The sequence below is a fragment of the Methylobacterium brachiatum genome, assembly GCF_020523825.1.
Lineage (GTDB): Bacteria > Pseudomonadota > Alphaproteobacteria > Rhizobiales > Beijerinckiaceae > Methylobacterium > Methylobacterium brachiatum.
In genome coordinates this window covers 124625-141214 of sequence record NZ_JAJALK010000008.1, presented here as the reverse complement: position 1 = coordinate 141214, position 16590 = coordinate 124625, and the positions used below count along the sequence as shown (strand labels likewise).

The window sequence follows — 16590 nt, the reverse complement described above, 5'->3', positions numbered from 1 at the left end:
TGGCCGTCGGCTGGACGTGCCGCGCTGGTTCGGCGTTGACGGCGCATTAACCATGCCGACGCTAGCTTACGTTAACCATACCGACGACCTCGGAGGCGCCGGCGTGATCTGTAGATCCGGCCTCATGGGCCGCGATGCGTAGGTGGAGGCCAAGATCAGGTGCGGATGGCGGGCGCCGATCGGCGAGGACGGCAGGACATCAGGCTCGCCCTCGCGGCCCTGACGCTCGCGCTCGCCGCATCGCCTGCCCTCGGCCAGCGCTTCGACGCGACCAGCCCGGTCACCGGCCAGCCGGACAATCCCGGGATCGGCCAGGATACCGGGCCGAACGGTCTTCCGGCCCTTCGGCGGCGCGTCCCCGACGGCCTGTCCCGGGATGACGGCCGTACTTCCTCCGGGGGAGACGCGACGGGCGGCGAGCAGACCGGGGGCGACAGCCTGCGGTCCCCGCTCTCGCCGGCAATCCCCACGCAGAGCCAGCCGGGCCTCTCGCAGCTTGGGACCCGCATCACCGGCAGCGGCCAGCGCACCGGCGGATCGACCACGGCGCCGAGCAACCGCACGCCGTCGAGCCTGCTGCGCTCCCGGGCCGCCCCGCCCCGGCGCATCGGTTCCCCGACCCGCAGGGTCACCCAGGAGGTCACGCAGGTGCCGGCGCCGGCGCTGCGCCTCACCCCGGTGATCCAGCAGGCCGTCGTCGGCGTGCCGGTGCAGCCGGTCCTGGCGTCGCGCCCCGTCCTGCCGCTCTTCGCGATCACCCCGGCCCTGGGTCTGCTGACGCCGGGATTCATCCTCGGCACCGACCTCGCTCGGCCGATCCCGACCGATCCGGCCTACGCGCCGATCGGCTACCGGATCGGCACCTTCACGGTGCTGCCGAGCTTCGCGCAGAGCATCGGCTACGATTCGAACCCGGACCAGACCAACCGGCAGGCCGCCCGGGGATCGGTGGCCCTGCGCACCGAGGCCGCGGTGGATTTCCGCAGCGACTGGTCCTCCAGCTCGCTCCAGGGCGCGCTGCGCGGCTCATACCTGGAGACGCCGCAGAACGAGGCCGCCAGCCGGCCGGCCGCGGACGGCACCGTCCGGCTGCGCATCGACGTCAACCGCGACCTGCATGTCGACGCGGAGGGCCGCTTCCTCGTCGACACGCAGCGCACGTCGAGCCCCAACCTTCAGGCCGCGGCAGCCACGAGCCGGCCGCTGCTCGCCGTCTACGGCGCGTCGCTCGGCGCCACGGAGACGTTCAACCGGCTCTCCGTGACCCTGCGCGGCTCGGTCGACCGCTCGCAATTCGACAACGCTCAGCTTTCGAGTGGCCAGACCATCAACCAGGCCGACCGAAACCTGAACCAGTACAGCCTGCAGCTGCGCACCGCCTACGAGGTCAGCCCGGACCTGAGCCCCTTCGTGGACCTGCTGGGCGATACCCGAATCTACGACCTGCGCCGCGACACCAACGGTATCCGCCGCGATTCCGACGGCATCGCCCTCATGGTCGGGGCGAGCTTCGGCCTCGCCCGCTCGATCACCGGCGAGATCTCGGCCGGCATCCAGCACCGCTCCTACGTCGATCCCTCCTTGCGGGACATCGACGCGCCGCTGGTCAACGCCGCGCTGGTCTGGTCGCTGAGCCCGCTCACCACCGTCCGGTTCACCGCGGCGACGGGCGTGACCGAGACCACGATCCTCGGCTCGAGTGGCATCCTCACCGAGGTCGCCACCGTCGAGCTCCAGCACGATCTGCTGCGCAACCTGTCGATCGTGTTCGGCGGCTCGTTCCTGAAGAACGACTACCAGGGCAGCACCATCCGGGAGAACGGCTTCTCCGCCACCGCGCGGCTCGATTACCGCTTCACCCGGTGGCTGACCTTGCGGGGGACCTACATCTACCAGCAGATCGACAGCACGTCGGTGGGCTCGAGCTTCCGCGACAACACCTTCCTGGTCGGCCTGCGGGTCAATCCCTGACCGCGTCAGAAGCGCTCGACCCAGGGGCGCAACTCCAGCTCCGAAGTCCAGGCGCTGCGGTCCTGGCGCAGCAGGTCGCGGTAGGCGCGGGCGATCGCGTCCGGGTCGAGATGGCTGTCCGGGGCGTCCGGCGGCTCGCCGCCCCGGGCCGGATTCCGGATCGCGCCGTCGATCACCACGTGGGCGACGTGGATGCCCTGCGGCTGCAATTCGCGGGCAAGGCTCTGGCCGAGGCCCCGCAGCGCGAATTTCCCCATGGCGAAGGGCGCCGAGCCGGCAAAGCCCTTCACGCTCGCCGAGGCGCCGGTGAGCAGGATCGCCCCGTGCCGGTGCGGCAGCATCCGGCGCGCGGCGGCCTGCGCCACCAGGAAGCCGCCATAGGCCGAGACCATCAGGGATTGGGCTACCGCCGCCGGATCGAGATCGACCAACGGTCCGCGCAGCCGGCCGCTCGCGTTGTAGACGACCACGTCGGGCGACCCGCCGAGCGCCGGCTCCAGGCGCGCGAACAGGGCCTCGACGTCGCTCGGGTCGCTCGCATCACAGGCATGGATGGCCGCGCCGGTCTCGGCCGCGAGGGCCGACAGCTTCTCGACGTTGCGGGCCGCGAGTCCGACCCTCAGCCCGTCCGCCGCCAGGAGCCGGGCGAGCGAGGCGCTGAGGCCGGAGCCTGCCCCGACGATCAGGGCGCGCGAATAGATCGGTGTCATGGGCGGACGCTCCGTTCGATCCTCTGAGGATGCCGCGACGGCCCGCGTCTTCAAGCCCTCAGGCGCGGCGTTCCGCGAAGAAGGCGCGCAGGAGTTCGGCCGCCTCGGTCTCGCGGAAGCCGCCATAGACCTCCGGGGCGTGGTGGCAGGTCGGCTGGTTGAACACCCGCGGCCCGTGCTCGACCCCGCCGCCCTTGGGGTCGGCCGCGCCGTAATAGAGCCGCCGGATCCGGGCGAAGGAGATCGCGCCGGCGCACATCGGGCAGGGCTCCAGGGTGACGTAGAGATCGCAGCCGGTCAGGCGCTCGTCGCCGAGGGCCGCGCAGGCGGCGCGGATCGCCAGGATCTCCGCATGCGCGGTCGGGTCGTGGAGCGCCCGCGGCCGGTTATGGGCGACCGCCAGCACCCGGCCGTCGCGGACCACGACGGCGCCGACGGGCACCTCGCCGGCCGCGGCCGCCGCCCGCGCAGCGGCAAAAGCCCGGTCGAACGCCCCTTCGGCGCCCGCGGATTCGTGCTCCGCTCGGTGGATCGGTTCGGCCGCCACTGTGTTTATCACCCCATCGCCGGGACAGGCACCGACCGGCGCCGGACACTGATCCAGGTCAATGTTAATGCCTGGAACATTCCGCTCAGCACCGATGTTGCCATATCGATTGCGGCGCCGCCGCGAGATGATTGGACGGAAGGAAACGCCATGAGCAGCACCACCGACAAGATCAAGGGCGCGGCCAACGAGGCCCTCGGCAAGGCCAAGCAGGGCCTGGGTGACGTGACCAACAACGACAAGCTGAAGACCGAGGGCGCCGCCCAGGAGCTCAAGGGCAAGGCCCAGGGCACCGTCGGGGATGCCAAGAGCGCCGTGAAGTCGGCGACCGACAAGATCTGAATTCGCTGACCCGACGGGATCGGAATCCGCCGCCGGCGGGTTTCGATCCTGAACCGGCTGAACTTCGTGAGGATGCCATGATCGGTTGGGCTATCACGTTTCTCGTCGTCGCTCTCGTGGCGGCGCTCCTGGGTTTCGGCGGCATCGCCGGCACGGCCGTCGAGGCGGCCAAGATCGTGTTCTTCGTGGCGATCGCCCTGTTCCTGATCTCCGCCGTGTTCGGCGTGATGCGCGGGCGGTCTCCGAGACTCTGAACGACGCAAATCTGAAACCACGCGCCGAAAGGCGCGTGAGCCGGGGCGGTCCATCTGGGCCGCCCTTTGGCGTTCGGGCGGGGCATATTCCTTTGCCGCCGTTCAACCCGTCTCGCCTGTCCGGGCCGGCTCTGGTAAGGCCGGCGCATGAGTGACTTGCCGAAAGACGACGGTCCGGGGGCTTCCGCCCAGCCGGACGCTGAGACCACGCGAACCGAGCGCTGGACGCCCGCGACCGATGCGGGCAGCGAATCCGCGACGCCGCCGAAGGGCCATCCGTCCGAGAGCGAGCCGAAACCGCCCCGGCCCTCCGTCCCGGCCGAGCCCGTGTCCGAGCCTGCGGAGGCCGATGGCGAAGCGGCCACACCGCCCGGCGAGCGCATCGCCAAGGCGATGGCCCGGGCCGGCATCGCGTCGCGGCGCGACGCCGAGGCGATGATCCTGGCCGGGCGCGTCAGCGTCAACGGCGAGACGCTGACCTCGCCCGCGCGCAACGTCACCGACGACGACACGATCCTGATCGACGGCGAGCGCATGCCGGCGCGCGAGCGCAGCCGCCTGTGGATCTTCCACAAGCCGCGCGGCCTCGTCACCACGGCGCGCGATCCGGAAGGCCGCCAGACGGTCTTCGAGGTCCTGCCGGAGGATCTGCCCCGAGTGGTGGCGGTCGGCCGGCTCGACATCAACACCGAGGGCCTGCTGCTGCTCACCAACGATGGCGGTCTCGCGAAAGTGATCGCCCATCCCGACACGGGCTGGCTGCGCCGCTACCGCGTCCGCGCTCACGGCGACACCGATCAGGCGCAACTCGACAAGCTCGCCAAGGGCGTGACCATCGACGGGATGGAGTACGGCCCAGTCGAGGCGACGCTGGACCGGGTCCAGGGCGACAATCTCTGGCTGACGCTCGGTCTGCGCGAGGGCAAGAACCGCGAGGTCAAGCGGATCCTCGAACATCTGGGCCTGTCGGTGAACCGGCTGATCCGGCTCTCCTTCGGTCCGTTCCAGCTGGGCGATCTGGAAGTCGGCCTCGTCGAGGAAGTGCGCATGCGCGTCCTCAAGGACCAGCTCGGCAAGGCGCTCGCGGAGCAGGCCGGAGTGGATTTCGAGAGCCCGGTCCGCGAGCCGATCGGCGCCTTCGGCAGCCCCAAGAAGGCCGAGCGCGCCCCGGCGCCCGCCGGCACCCGCAACGCCGCGCGCCCCGCGCCGGCACCCCGGGTCTCGACCGGCGGGGTCGGCTCCGGTCCGCGCAAATCCGCCTGGCGGGCCGAGGAGGAGACCGGTAAGCCGCGGGCTGCCCGTGTCCCGCGCCGGGGCGCCGATCCCCGCGCGTCGCAGGCGGCCGCGGCCGAGCGCGGCCATGAGCGGGTCGGTTCGTTCCAGAAGGGCGACCGCCGGGTCGTCGTCGAGCGCCTCGCTCCGAGCCCGGTCGAGCCGGTCCAAGAGGAGAAGCCGCGTCGGCGTTACGCCGATCGCGGCGCCCCCGAGGGCGGCCAGCGCAGCGCGGCGGGCCGTCCGGAACGTGGCGGCTGGGATAGAGGCGGACCGTCGCCACGGAGCGATCGCGGTCCGGGCGAGCGGCCGAGCTACGGGGACCGTTCGGGACCGCGCGATTCGGCGCGGAGCGCGTCCGGTCCGCGCGACGACGCACGGCGCGACGATCGCCGCGACGCGAAGCCGGCCGGACGCCGGGATCGCCCGTTCGCCGGGGCATCGGCCGAGGGCGCCCCGCGGGGTGGCGGGGGCTTCCGCAGCGAGCGGTCCGGCCCCGGGGGCAAGCCCGCTTTCGGCGGCGCGAAGCCCGGCGGTGGATCGCGCCCGGGCGGCAAGCCCGGCGGTTTCGCCGGCAAGAGCGGCGGCGGCTTCGGCGGCAAGGCATCCGGCGGCTTTGCCGGAAAGGGGCCGGGCGCCAAGCCCGGCGGACGTCCGGGCGGCTTCAAGGGCGGTGGCAAGCCCGGTGGCGCGAGACCGGGTGGCGCTGGCGGCGGGCGTCCGCCGCGCGGAGGCCGATGAGGATCGTCGGCGGTGCGTGGCGCGGCCGCAAGCTGGCGACGCCGCGCACCGATGCGATCCGCCCGACTTCGGACCGGTTGCGCGAATCCCTGTTCAACGTCCTGACCCATGCCTACGACGACGTGGTCGTGGGCGCGCGGGTGCTCGACCTGTTCGCGGGCACCGGCGCGCTGGGTTTCGAGGCGCTGTCCCGCGGCGCTTCCTACGCCCTCCTGGTCGATGAGGGCGCCGAGGCGCGCGCCGTGATTCGATCGAACATCGAGGCCTTCGGCGCGGAAGGCGTGACCCGGCTGTTCCGGCGCGACGCGACCCGCCTCGGGCCGGTCGGCACCACGGCGCCGTTCTCGATTGTCTTCTGCGATCCCCCGTACAATCGCGGATTGGCGCCCCAGGCGCTGGCGAGCGCCGCCGCCGGGGCCTGGCTCGCGCCGGGTGCCCTCGCCGTCGTGGAAGAGGCTGAGGGCGTCCAGCTCACATGGCCCGAGGGTTTCACCGTGCTGGAGCGTCGGGTCTACGGCGACACAGCGGTTGCCATGGCGCGCTTCTCCGCCTGACAGCGCGTCAGGGTTGAGGCTCCGCCTCGACCTCAGGGCCGAAATGGATAGCCAGCCAAATTGTCGGCGAATCGGTGTGCTCGACCCGGTGCCGACGATGGGGCTCGATCAGCACGCTATCGCCCGCCAACAGCGTGCGCGGCGCGGCCTCATCGGCGAAGCGTAACTCGGCGGACCCCGCCAGCACCGCCACCCATTCGGCATGGGGCTGATCGTAATGGAAACCCGGGGGGCTCGCCTGCCCGGTCGAGACGATGCGCTCGACCCGCAAGCCGGGTGCCGCGTGCAGGATGGTGACGACCTCCTCGGAAGCTCCAAGGTCGAGATCGGCGTAGAGGTTCGTCAGGTGCAGAGCCGCCATCGCCGTCGCCTCTCGAATCGGGATCGCAAGACGACGTGTGGCGGGGAGTGGTGCCGGTCAACCGGCGGCGGCTGCCGGGTTCAGGCTGACGGCGCAGCGCCGTTGGTCGAAGCCTTCTGCGCCGCGCCGTCCGCGGGGGCGGTGGCATGCCCGATCCGGGCCGCGGACTTCACCAGCGCGATGACATCGCGGCGCATCTGGTCGTCGCCGATCTGATTGTAGGCCCGCAGCAGTTCCACGGCCCCGGCGACCCGGAGCAGGGCCGGGCCGTTCTCGCTCGACGCTTCCGGCTCCGGCTCGAAGAAGCTCGACACCGGAACGCCGAGGCGCTCGGCGATCGCCTGGAGGCGCCCGGCCCCGACGCGGTTCTTGCCGGTCTCGTATTTCTGAACCTGCTGGAAGCTGACGCCCAATGCACTGGCCAGGGCGGACTGGCTCAGCCCGTTGGCCGCCCGCAGGAACGCGATCCGGCTGCCGACCCCGTGATCGATGGCCGTGGTCTGCTTCGGCTTGGGGGTGGGGTTGGACATGATGAAAAGTCCGAACTTCTTCAGGTTGCGGCAATCGTGGTCGTCAGACCTTGGCCGCCGTTCACAACCCAAAGGTGCAACATCACGCGGCTAAGGTCCAAACGTGACGCATGTTAGTGCCATAGTGCAGCCGAGTGCGCAACGAATGGTCACGCTTGTGCCACCATGCAGAGCGAACATAGCCACCTCGGTTTCGCAATCGTGCCAAGGCGATCGACACACAGATCGGCGACCGACCAATTTTGAGGAAAACGACTAGGCCGGTCGGGACTTTCCGGGAATGATCCACTGCGCACGATTGCCTGCGGCCCAAGTGATTCGCTTTCGTCTAAACTGGCGCGCGCCCCATCGACCGGACTTCGATCTGTGCCGGGCCCTCCGCTCAGGCGGCGGGACCGAGCCAATCGGTGACGATGCGAAGTTGATCCGCGTCGAGCAGAGCCGGTGCGTGCCCGCAATCCGGGATCTCGACGCGCTCGGTGGGCGGTCCGCGGCGGGTCATTTCGTCCGCCGTGGAGGCGAGGAGCAGTTCCGAATGCTCGCCCCGCAGCAGCAGGACCGGGCAGGTGATCGCGTCCCAGTCGCGCCACATGCTGACGCTGTAGACCCGCCCTGGCCGGAAGGCGTCGCCGATGCCGGGATCGTAATGGGGCCGCCAGCCGCCGTTGGGCTCCGGGAAGAAGCTGTGCCTGGCGATGTGGCGCCACTGTTCGTCCGTGAGCGGGCCGAAATCCGACAGCACGGTCCGCAGGCGCGATTCGCCAGACGCTAGGTTGTGGTGGAGGCGTGGCGCATCGCGCAGCCGCGTGCCGATATGGCGGATCGGCGCCCAGGGCAGGAACGGCCCGATATCGTTGATGACCATCCGGCGGATCGGCGTGTTGGCCGCGGCCGCCAGCACCATGCCGGTGAGGCCGCCGAGCGACGTGCCGACCCAGTCGATCTTCCCGCTGATCCGCAGATGCCCGATCAGCGCGGCCATATCGGCGGCGTATTGGGGCAGGCCGTAGAGTTCCGGATCTTTGAGCCAGCCGCTCAAGCCCCGCCCGGGCAGGTCCGGGCACACGACCCGGTAGCCCATCTTCGCCAGCTTGTAGCCGAGCGGGTCGAAATCCCGGCCCTGCCGGCTAAGACCGTGGACGCAGACGACCACGTGCGGGCTGTCCGGGTCGCCCCATTCGACATAGGCGATGCGGTGGAAATCGTGGGGCGCGTAGGCCGCGAAATGGCCGGTCCGGAACGGCACGTCGGCGCGGCTGAGGTCGTCGAGCCGCGGCATGGATTCGGGTGCCGCCACGCGCTCGGCAGCCAGCGCGGTCACGGGGTTTCCGTGCGCGACGCGGCCTCGCGGGCGAGGCGGCTGGTGGTCTGGTGCAGGTCGACCATCTGGTCGGTCAGGCGACGCGACTGCTCCTGCATGAACGTGACGTGCAGCGCCGCCATCTCGCGGGCATCGGCCGCCTTGGCCAGCCGCTCGGCGAAGTCGAGGGAGGCCCGGACATTGGTGTCCGAGGCGACCAGCATGCGGTGCCCGATCTCCCGCATGGCGGCCATCGTGTGCCCGGCATTGTCCTCGAAGGCGTTGTAGAGCCGCGCGCCGGCGGCATCCCATTGCTCGCGCATCCTCCGGGCGCCCGCGACGTTGCTGTCGGAGAGCTGGTGCGCCGTCTCCCGGCTCGAGCCCATGACCGAGCGCCAACCTTCGAAACTCTGCGCCATCGAGGTCTCGAAGGCGTTGAGCGCCATCTCGCCGGCCTCCGCGAAATGTTCGTAGGCCTCGCGGACCCGGGCGAGGCTGCCTTCGGCGAGATCGCGCCCGGCCTGCGGCGAGACCATCGGCAGGTTGTCGTCCTTCACAAGCCTCTCCCGCGTTTCGACCGTGCCGCCGCCGCGACGGGCAGCACCCCGGCATCCGCCAGGGCGGCGGCCTCGTCAACCGCCGCGGTCTGACAGAACAACCGATCGGCCCGACAGGTTTCCGCATCCGTGCAAGGGGATGATGACAGGCCCCGCCTGTAACCAGCGCGGCGATTGACAGTCCGGCGCGGCGCGACGTCATCTCTTGGTCACGCGCACGCCACGCCAGACGCCCGATCAGAAGGCCGAGAGATGACGGAGACAGATCCGCCCCGCGCGGGCGCCCAGGAATCCGCCCGTCATCCGTTCGAGACCGGCCTCGACCGGACCCCCGCGAATGACGTCCCGCTTTCCCCCGCCAGCCTGCTCGCCCGGGCTGCCGCCTCGGTCGGGGCCCGAATCGCGGTCATCGACGGGGCGCGGCAGCTGACCTACGCCGACCTGTATCGCCGCTGCCGCCGCCTCGCCTCGGGGCTGGCTGCGCGCGGGATCGGACGGCTCGACACGGTGGCGATCCTCGCGCCGAACGTGGCGGAGATGATCGAGGCGCATTTCGCCGTGCCGATGCTCGGCGCCGTGCTGAACCCGCTGAACACCCGCCTCGATCCGGCGACGATCGCGTTCTCCTTGGACCATGGCGGCGCCCGGGTGCTGATCGTCGAGGCCGAGTACGGCGCGCTGGCCTCCCGGGCGCTCGCCGACCGGGCCGGGCCGATCCTGGTGGTGGAGATCGGCGCCAGCGGCATCGCCGGCGCGATCCCCTACGAGGCGCTGCTCGCGGAGGGCGACCCGGACTATGCCTGGCCGGGTCCTGCCGACGAATGGCAATCGCTCTGCCTGCTCTACACCTCGGGCACCACCGGCGACCCGAAGGGTGCGGTCTACAGCCATCGCGGCGCCTATCTCCAGGCGCTCGGCAACGCCGTCACCTTCGGGCTCACGGGCGAGAGCGTGTATCTCTGGACCCTGCCGATGTTTCATTGCAGCGGCTGGTCCTATCCCTGGGCGAGCGTCGCGGCCTGTGCGACGCAGATCTGCCTGCGCAAGGTCGAGCCGGCGGCGATTTTTTCGCTGATCGCCGAGCATGGGGTGACGCATCTCTGCGGCGCGCCGATCGTGCTCTCGATCATCGCCCACGCCCCGGCCTCGGATCGCGTGCCGTTTCCGCAGCGGGTGCGCTGCGCGGTCGGCGGCGCGGCTCCGTCCTCGACGATCATCCGCACGATGGAGGAGCTCGGCTTCCAGGTGACGCATCTCTACGGCGCCACCGAGAGCTACGGCCCGGCGACCGTCTGCCTGGAGCAGCCCGATTGGGCCGACCTGCCGGACGACGACCGCTACGCCCGGATGGCCCGCCAGGGCGTCCCCCTCGCCACCCTCGAAGCCGCCATCGTGGTCGACCCGGACACCGACCGTCCGGTGCCGCAGGACGGGCTGACCGTTGGGGAGATCTGCCTGCGCGGCAACACGGTCATGAAGGGCTATCTCGGCAACCCCGACGCCACCGCGAAGGCGCTCGCCGGCGGCTGGTACCGCACCGGCGACCTCGCCGTCTGGCACCCCGACGGCGCCGTCGAGATCAAGGACCGGGCCAAGGACATCATTATCTCGGGCGGGGAGAACATCTCCAGCCTGGAAGTCGAGGAGGTGCTGATGCGCCACCCCGCGGTGATGCTGGCGGCCGTGGTGGCGCGCCCGGACGCGACCTGGGGCGAGAGCCCCTGCGCGTTCCTCGAGATGAAGCCGGGCGCGGCGTCCCCCAGCGATCAGGACCTGATCGATTTCTGCCGGGAGCGGATGGCGCGGTTCAAGGTGCCCAGGACGGTGGTGTTCGGCCCCCTGCCCAAGACCTCGACCGGCAAGATCCAGAAATTCGTCCTGCGCGAGCAGGCCCGGGGGCTCTGAGACGTCAGGCGCGCGCTTTCGACGGCTTCCAGATGTCGGCGGCGGCGTCCGCGGCGGCGCTGAGCGCATCGTGCAACTCCGGGTCGGCGTCGCGCGCGCCGGCCCGGATCGCCCGGACCAGATCGTCCAGCGCGTCATCGCCCGCGCTGCCCAGGACCTGCGCGCCGGCGTCCTTCAGACGATCCGCCTGAGCGAGCTCGCGGGCGGCGATGCCGATCGCGTTGGCGACCATCAGGGCGACGTAGCGCGGCCGGCCGGCGAGGCCCGGGACGACCTCCTCGGTGAGCGCCCGGCGGGCCGCGTCGAGGAGCGCGGCGCCGGAGGGTTCGTCCTGCATGCTCAGCTCCAGCTTTCCGGGGCGGTCGCCCGCAGGATCGTGCGTTCCAGCTCCGGCACCATCCGGCCGGTGAGGGCCAGCTCCAGGGAGAATTCCCGGCCCGACACGTGGCGGGCGCCCTGTTCCAGGGCGATCACCGCCCAGCGCAGATGCGCCAGCACCTCCCAATAGGCGACGCTCTCAGGGTCGATCGCGCGCCCGCTCTCCTGCGTGTAGCCCCGGTAGAACGCCGCCCGGGAGCCGATGCCGCCGGCCTCGAGATCCGGCCGCCCGAAGCGCCAGCAGGCGGCGCAGAACCAGCCGAGATCCTGCGCGGGATCGCCCCAGCCGGCAAACTCCCAATCGAGGATCGCGGTGAGCCCGGATCCGTCGACCATGTAGTTTCCGGTACGGAAATCCCGATGCACCAAGGCCGGCGACGGACAATCCGGCGCCCGGACCTCGCCCCAGCGCAGCCCCCACTCGATCGCCGGGCGCTTGGCGCCGATCCCGTCGAGGCTGGCGCGCAGGCGCGCGATCTCAGCGTGCGCCGGCTGCGCCTCGGGGACCCCCAGGAAGGCCAGCGCAGCGGGCGGCTCCCGCGGGTCGAGAGCACCGTGGATCCGGGCTAGTTCCCGGCCGAGCGTCTCGGCCAGAACCTCCCGGTCGCCGCCGAGGGCGAGATCCTTGACGATGCGCGGCCCGAGACCCACGCCCTCGACCAAGCCCATCAGCGCGAAGGGCGCGCCGACCACGGCGGGATTGTCGCAGAACCCGACCGGTTCCGGCACGCGCACGCCGGCCCGCCAGACCGCCTCCAGGATGCGGAACTCCTCCGCCCGCGAACGGCTCGACGCGATGGTCGCGGCGGCGTCCATGCGCAGGACGAAGGCCCGCGCCGTGTCGCCGATCCGGCACTGAACGAGCCGGTTCTCCTGAATCGAGCCGCCCCCCAGCGGCCGAATTTCCTCGATGGCGAGGTCCGGACAGCCGAGATGCTCGGCGAGCCAGTCACGCAGCCGCGCCTGTTCCATCGGCTAAAGACCCGACACGAGGTGGCCGCCGTCGACCGCGACGACGCTGCCGGTCATGTACGACCCGGCATCCGACGCCAGCAGCAGGAGCGGCCCGTCGAGCTCGGACGCCTCGCCCAGCCGACGCTGCGGCACGCGCTTGATCAGCGCCTTGCCGGGCTCGGACTCGAAGAACGCATCGTTCAGCTCGGTGGCGATGTAGCCGGGCGCGAGCGCATTCACCCGGATCCCGTGGCGGGCCCATTCGAGCGCCAGGCTCTTGGTGAGCTGCACGACGCCGGCCTTCGAGGCGGCGTAGGGCGCCAAGCCGCCGGTGACCCGCAGGCCCAGGATCGACGCGATGTTGACGATGCTGCCGCCGGCCCCGTGCCGGACCATCCGCCGCCCGGTCGCCTGCGCCACCAGCCAGACACCCTTCAGATTCGTGTCGAGCACGAAATCCCATGCGGCCTCGTCGAGGTCGAGGGCCGGTTTCGTTGCGGTGACGCCGGCATTGTTGATGAGGACCAAAACGGGCCCGAACCGCGCCTCGGCGGCGTCGAGGGCCTGCTCGACGCTCGCGGCCTTGGTCACGTCCAGGACGATGGCGTGCGCCTCGCCGCCCTCCCCTTCGACCCGGGCGACGGTCTCGGCCAGGGCGTCGGCGCGGCGGGCGCCGAGCGACAGGCGGGCGCCGGCCTTGGCCAGCGTGACGGCGAAGTGGCGGCCGAGGCCGCTCGATGCGCCGGTGACCAGAACGTGCCGGCCGGTGAGATCGAACAGGCCCGCCATCTCAGTGCAGCCGCTCGATCGCCATGGCGATGCCCTGGCCGCCGCCGATGCACATCGTGACGAGCCCGTAGCGGCCGTTCACCCGGGCCAGCTCGTAGAGCGCCTTCACGGTGACGATCGCCCCCGTGGCGCCCAGGGGATGGCCGAGCGCGATGGCGCCGCCATTCACGTTGACCTTGTCGGGGTCGAGGTCGAGGGCGCGGGAGACCGCGCAGGCCTGGGCCGCGAAGGCCTCGTTCGACTCGATCACGTCGAAATCGGCGGCGCGCAGGCCGGTGCGTTCCAGCAGGCGCTGCACCGCCGGCACCGGACCCATGCCCATCTCGGAGGGATCGACGCCGGCATGGGCGTAGCCGACGATGCGGGCGAGCGGCCTCGACCCGTCCCGCTCGGCGGCGGCCGCGCTCGCGAGCACCACGATCGCGGCGCCGTCGTTGAGGCCGGACGCGTTGCCGGCGGTGACGCTGCCGGTCTTGGAGAAGGCCGGGCGGAGCTTGGCGAGATCCTCGGCGCTGGTGGCCTTCGGGTGCTCGTCGGTGTCGAACGCCACGGTCTCGCGCTTGCGCTGGACCTCGACCGGCAGAATCTGGTCGCGGAACCGGCCCTCGCGGATCGCGCGCGCGGCCCTGGCCTGGCTCTCGGCGGCGAAGTCATCCTGCATGGTGCGGGAGATGCCGTAGCGCTCGGCGACATTCTCGGCGGTGACGCCCATATGGCCGTGGCCGAACGGGTCGTTGAGCACGCCGACCATGTAGTCGACCAGGGCGGCGTCGCCCATGCGCTGTCCGAAGCGGCCGGTCCTCAGCAGGTGCGGCGAGCGGCTCATGCTCTCGGCGCCGCCAGCGACCGCGACATCCGCATCGCCCAGCATGATCGCCTGGGCGGCCGAGACGATCGCCTGCAGGCCGCTGCCGCACAGGCGGTTGACCGTGAGCGCCGGCACTTCCTTCGGCACCCCGCCCTCGATGGCCGCGACCCGGGCGATATAGGCGTCCCGCGGCTCCGTGGGGATGACGTTGCCCAGAACCACGTGGCCGACCGCCTCGGGCGCGGTCCTGGCGCGCGTGAGCGCCTCCGCCACGCATCGGGCCGCCAGCTCGGCCGGCGGGATCGCGGCGAGCGAGCCCCCGAAGGTGCCGATCGCGGTGCGCACCGCACCGGTGATCACGACATCGGTCATCTTTTTCGGACCTTTCCTCACCTTGGACGGTCACCGATCCATGCTTTCGCAGAGCCGGCTTTCGTTCTTCATTACGGGCGGCGTACAGAATCAATCATCCCACCCACGCCCTCATCCTGAGGTGCCCGGCGATCGAAGATCGCTGGGCCTCGAAGGAGACTTCCAGCCAGCCGCCCGATTCCGGGAGGCCTCCTTCGAGGCGTCCGCTGCGTGGACGCACCTCAGGATGAGGGGGTTGGGCTGGATGTTCGCTTTTTAAGGTGGAACAACACCCATCACGTCTCGACCCCCCAAGTCCAAAACGAATCGCCCTCGGCCTCGAGATTGCGGTTGAGCACCATCTTGTGGACCTCGTCGGCCCCGTCCACCAGCCGCGCCTGGCGGGCGTAGCGGTAGATCCATTCCAGCGGCGTGTCGGTGGAGTAGCCGCGGGCGCCGTTGATCTGGATGGCGATGTCGGCCGCCGCGTGGATCAGGTTGGCGACGTGGACCTTGGCCATCGAGACCTCCTTGCGGGCAAAGCTCCCCTGGTCGAGCGCCCAGGCCGCTTTCATCACCAGCAACCGGCCGATCTCGATCCGCATGGCCAAGTCACCCAGCATGAGCTGGATGCTCTCCCGGTCGGCGAGGCGGATGCCGAAGCCGTGCCGCTCCGCCGCGTAGGCCCGGGCGATCTCGACGCAGCGCTTCGACAGGCCGAGCCAGCGCATGCAATGGGTCAGCCGGGCCGGGCCGAGGCGGATCTGGGTCAGCTTGAGGCCGTCGCCCTCGTTCATCAGGACGTTCTCGGCCGGGATCTCCAGCCCGTCGAACAGCAATTCGCAATGGCCGCCATGCTCCTCCGGGCCCATGATCGGGATCCGGCGCAGGATCTCCCAGCCGGGCTGGTCCTTGTGGAACAGGAAGGCGGTGAGCCCTTTCCGGGCATCGTCGGAGGTGCGGGCCATCAGGATGAAGTGGGCGGCCTCCTCGGCCCCGGTGATGTACCATTTGCGGCCGGTGACCACGTAGGTGTCGCCCCGCCGCTCGGCCCGGGTCTGGATCATGCCGGGATCCGAGCCGCCCCCGGGATGCGGCTCGGTCATGGCGAAGGCCGAGCGGACCTCGCCGCGCACGATCGGCGCCAGCCAGCGTTCCTTCTGGGCCGGGGTGGCGACCTTCTCCAGCACCATCATGTTGCCGTCGTCGGGGGCGGCGGAATTGAACACCACCGGCCCGAAGATCGAGCGGTTCATCGCCTCGTAGCAGACCGCCATGCCGACCTTGTCGAGCCCGGCCCCTCCGGTCTCGGGCTTGAGCTGCAGGCACCACAGCCCCTCCGCCTTGGCCAGCGCGCGCAGCCGGGCCAGCTCGGCCAGGCCGATATTCCCGTGCGCGTCGTAGGCCGACCGGTCCGCCTCCACCGGCAGGATCTGCGCATCCACGAAGGCGGCGATCCGCACGCGGTAATCCTCGACGCGGCTAGAGATGGTGAAATCCATGGTCGCGGGCTCCGGCGGCGGCGCGGTGCGGGTCAGGGAAGGTGATGCGCTAGAGTCGGGGTATCAGGTCTTCGGTCCAGACAAAGCACGTCGGATATGATCCGTTCGTGGGACAGGCGCGGACTCGTGTCGCGTCCAACCCGCAGGCGCGGCCGGCTATGAAGTGGCGGAGGCGAGCGGTTTCTCCAGGGCCGATCGGACCTCTTCGGGCATCCGGTCGATGACGTGGAGATAGCCGAGCGCCGCCGGGTCGGGCTTGCGTCGGCCGGTTTCCCAATTGCGAATGGCCGACACATCGAGACCGTAGCGCAAGGCGAACTGCTCCTGCGTCAGCCCCAGGCGCTCGCGAAGATCCCGGACATCGACCACGCCGCGGTTCACCTCAGCGGCTTTGCATCCGGCTCGGCGCAGATCGTCCGCCAGTACGCTCGCATCCTCGACCGTGGGAAGCTCGACCACCGCGTAGCCCCGGGAGAGGACCTCCTCGACGACGCGCTTCGCCCGGAGAAGGCTAATCCCGCGCTTTGCCAGGGCGAGTGCCGCGGGGATCGCCAGGACCTGCTGGACGTTCTCGACCGGGGTCAGAGAGATCACAGCGGGCAACCCGGATGTGACGCGGGATATGTCCCGGACGGGCCCCAGACGTGCGAGCCGCTCCCTCAACGATGAGTTCATCGAAGCCGGTCTCCTCGACGGCCCAGCGCGCCAGACGCCGGAGATTGGCCGGCCCGATCGTACCGCTGCCGCTCTCAGAATGCATGTGG

The 16590-nt window shown here is 70.8% G+C and carries 18 protein-coding genes; 6 read left to right on the top strand and 12 right to left on the bottom strand.

Features of this window, described 5'->3' with window-relative positions; genetic code table 11:
* Positions 1–165 precede the first annotated feature (165 nt).
* Positions 166–1971, top strand: coding sequence for an outer membrane beta-barrel protein (locus LGR69_RS18665; RefSeq protein WP_230366936.1), 1806 nt, complete (start codon positions 166–168; stop codon positions 1969–1971).
* A 5-nt stretch (positions 1972–1976) separates the two neighbouring features.
* Here the strand turns inward: LGR69_RS18665 and LGR69_RS18660 are convergent, their stop codons facing one another.
* A complete protein-coding gene (locus tag LGR69_RS18660; protein WP_230366935.1) occupies positions 1977–2681 on the bottom strand; it encodes an SDR family oxidoreductase in 705 nt (234 codons plus the stop codon).
* A gap of 58 nt (positions 2682–2739) precedes the next feature.
* Entirely contained in the window at positions 2740–3228 is a 489-nt protein-coding gene (locus LGR69_RS18655) for a nucleoside deaminase (RefSeq protein WP_230366934.1), read from the bottom strand.
* Between the two features lie 150 nt (positions 3229–3378).
* Between LGR69_RS18655 and LGR69_RS18650 the strand changes: the two genes are divergently transcribed.
* From LGR69_RS18650 to rsmD, 4 genes are all read left to right on the top strand, one after another.
* Positions 3379–3570: a CsbD family protein gene (locus LGR69_RS18650; protein WP_007558814.1), complete on the top strand. Its 192-nt coding sequence runs from the start codon at positions 3379–3381 to the stop codon at positions 3568–3570.
* Positions 3571–3647: 77 nt separating this feature from the next.
* Positions 3648–3824 carry a DUF1328 domain-containing protein gene (locus tag LGR69_RS18645; RefSeq protein ID WP_007558816.1) on the top strand — a complete coding sequence of 59 codons (177 nt, stop codon included), beginning with the start codon at positions 3648–3650 and terminating at the stop codon, positions 3822–3824.
* Between the two features lie 147 nt (positions 3825–3971).
* The gene (locus tag LGR69_RS18640) at positions 3972–5837 is read left to right on the top strand and encodes a pseudouridine synthase (RefSeq protein WP_230366933.1); all 1866 of its coding nucleotides are present in this window, start codon (positions 3972–3974) and stop codon (positions 5835–5837) included.
* On the top strand, positions 5834–6391 hold the full coding sequence (rsmD, locus tag LGR69_RS18635) for a 16S rRNA (guanine(966)-N(2))-methyltransferase RsmD (RefSeq protein ID WP_230366932.1): 558 nt from the start codon (positions 5834–5836) through the stop codon (positions 6389–6391). The genes LGR69_RS18640 and rsmD overlap by 4 nt, the downstream gene beginning before the upstream one ends.
* A gap of 7 nt (positions 6392–6398) precedes the next feature.
* Here rsmD and LGR69_RS18630 read toward each other — a convergent pair whose 3' ends face one another.
* From LGR69_RS18630 to LGR69_RS18615, 4 genes are all read right to left on the bottom strand, one after another.
* Entirely contained in the window at positions 6399–6752 is a 354-nt protein-coding gene (locus tag LGR69_RS18630) for a cupin domain-containing protein (RefSeq protein ID WP_230366931.1), read from the bottom strand.
* An 80-nt stretch (positions 6753–6832) separates the two neighbouring features.
* Positions 6833–7282 carry a helix-turn-helix domain-containing protein gene (locus tag LGR69_RS18625; protein WP_007558824.1) on the bottom strand — a complete coding sequence of 150 codons (450 nt, stop codon included), beginning with the start codon at positions 7280–7282 and terminating at the stop codon, positions 6833–6835.
* A gap of 382 nt (positions 7283–7664) precedes the next feature.
* Positions 7665–8603, bottom strand: a complete 939-nt coding sequence (locus LGR69_RS18620) for an alpha/beta fold hydrolase (RefSeq protein ID WP_230366930.1) — start codon at positions 8601–8603, stop codon at positions 7665–7667.
* A complete protein-coding gene (locus tag LGR69_RS18615; protein WP_230366929.1) occupies positions 8600–9139 on the bottom strand; it encodes a phasin family protein in 540 nt (179 codons plus the stop codon). Before LGR69_RS18615 ends, LGR69_RS18620 begins: the two co-directional genes overlap by 4 nt.
* A gap of 252 nt (positions 9140–9391) precedes the next feature.
* Between LGR69_RS18615 and LGR69_RS18610 the strand changes: the two genes are divergently transcribed.
* Entirely contained in the window at positions 9392–11044 is a 1653-nt protein-coding gene (locus LGR69_RS18610; RefSeq protein ID WP_230366928.1) for an AMP-binding protein, read from the top strand.
* 4 nt (positions 11045–11048) lie between these two features.
* On the opposite strand, the gene LGR69_RS18605 is transcribed toward LGR69_RS18610, so the two are convergent.
* The 6 genes from LGR69_RS18605 to LGR69_RS18580 form a co-directional block, all read right to left on the bottom strand.
* Positions 11049–11381 carry a DUF6285 domain-containing protein gene (locus tag LGR69_RS18605; protein WP_230366927.1) on the bottom strand — a complete coding sequence of 111 codons (333 nt, stop codon included), beginning with the start codon at positions 11379–11381 and terminating at the stop codon, positions 11049–11051.
* 2 nt (positions 11382–11383) lie between these two features.
* The gene (locus tag LGR69_RS18600; RefSeq protein ID WP_230366926.1) at positions 11384–12394 is read right to left on the bottom strand and encodes a phosphotransferase family protein; all 1011 of its coding nucleotides are present in this window, start codon (positions 12392–12394) and stop codon (positions 11384–11386) included.
* Between the two features lie 3 nt (positions 12395–12397).
* A complete protein-coding gene (locus tag LGR69_RS18595) occupies positions 12398–13165 on the bottom strand; it encodes an SDR family NAD(P)-dependent oxidoreductase (RefSeq protein ID WP_230366925.1) in 768 nt (255 codons plus the stop codon).
* A gap of 1 nt (position 13166) precedes the next feature.
* Positions 13167–14345, bottom strand: coding sequence for an acetyl-CoA C-acyltransferase family protein (locus LGR69_RS18590; RefSeq protein WP_230366924.1), 1179 nt, complete (start codon positions 14343–14345; stop codon positions 13167–13169).
* 275 nt (positions 14346–14620) lie between these two features.
* Entirely contained in the window at positions 14621–15826 is a 1206-nt protein-coding gene (locus LGR69_RS18585; RefSeq protein ID WP_230366923.1) for an acyl-CoA dehydrogenase family protein, read from the bottom strand.
* 156 nt (positions 15827–15982) lie between these two features.
* On the bottom strand, positions 15983–16420 hold the full coding sequence (locus tag LGR69_RS18580; protein WP_230366922.1) for a helix-turn-helix domain-containing protein: 438 nt from the start codon (positions 16418–16420) through the stop codon (positions 15983–15985).
* Positions 16421–16590 lie beyond the last annotated feature (170 nt).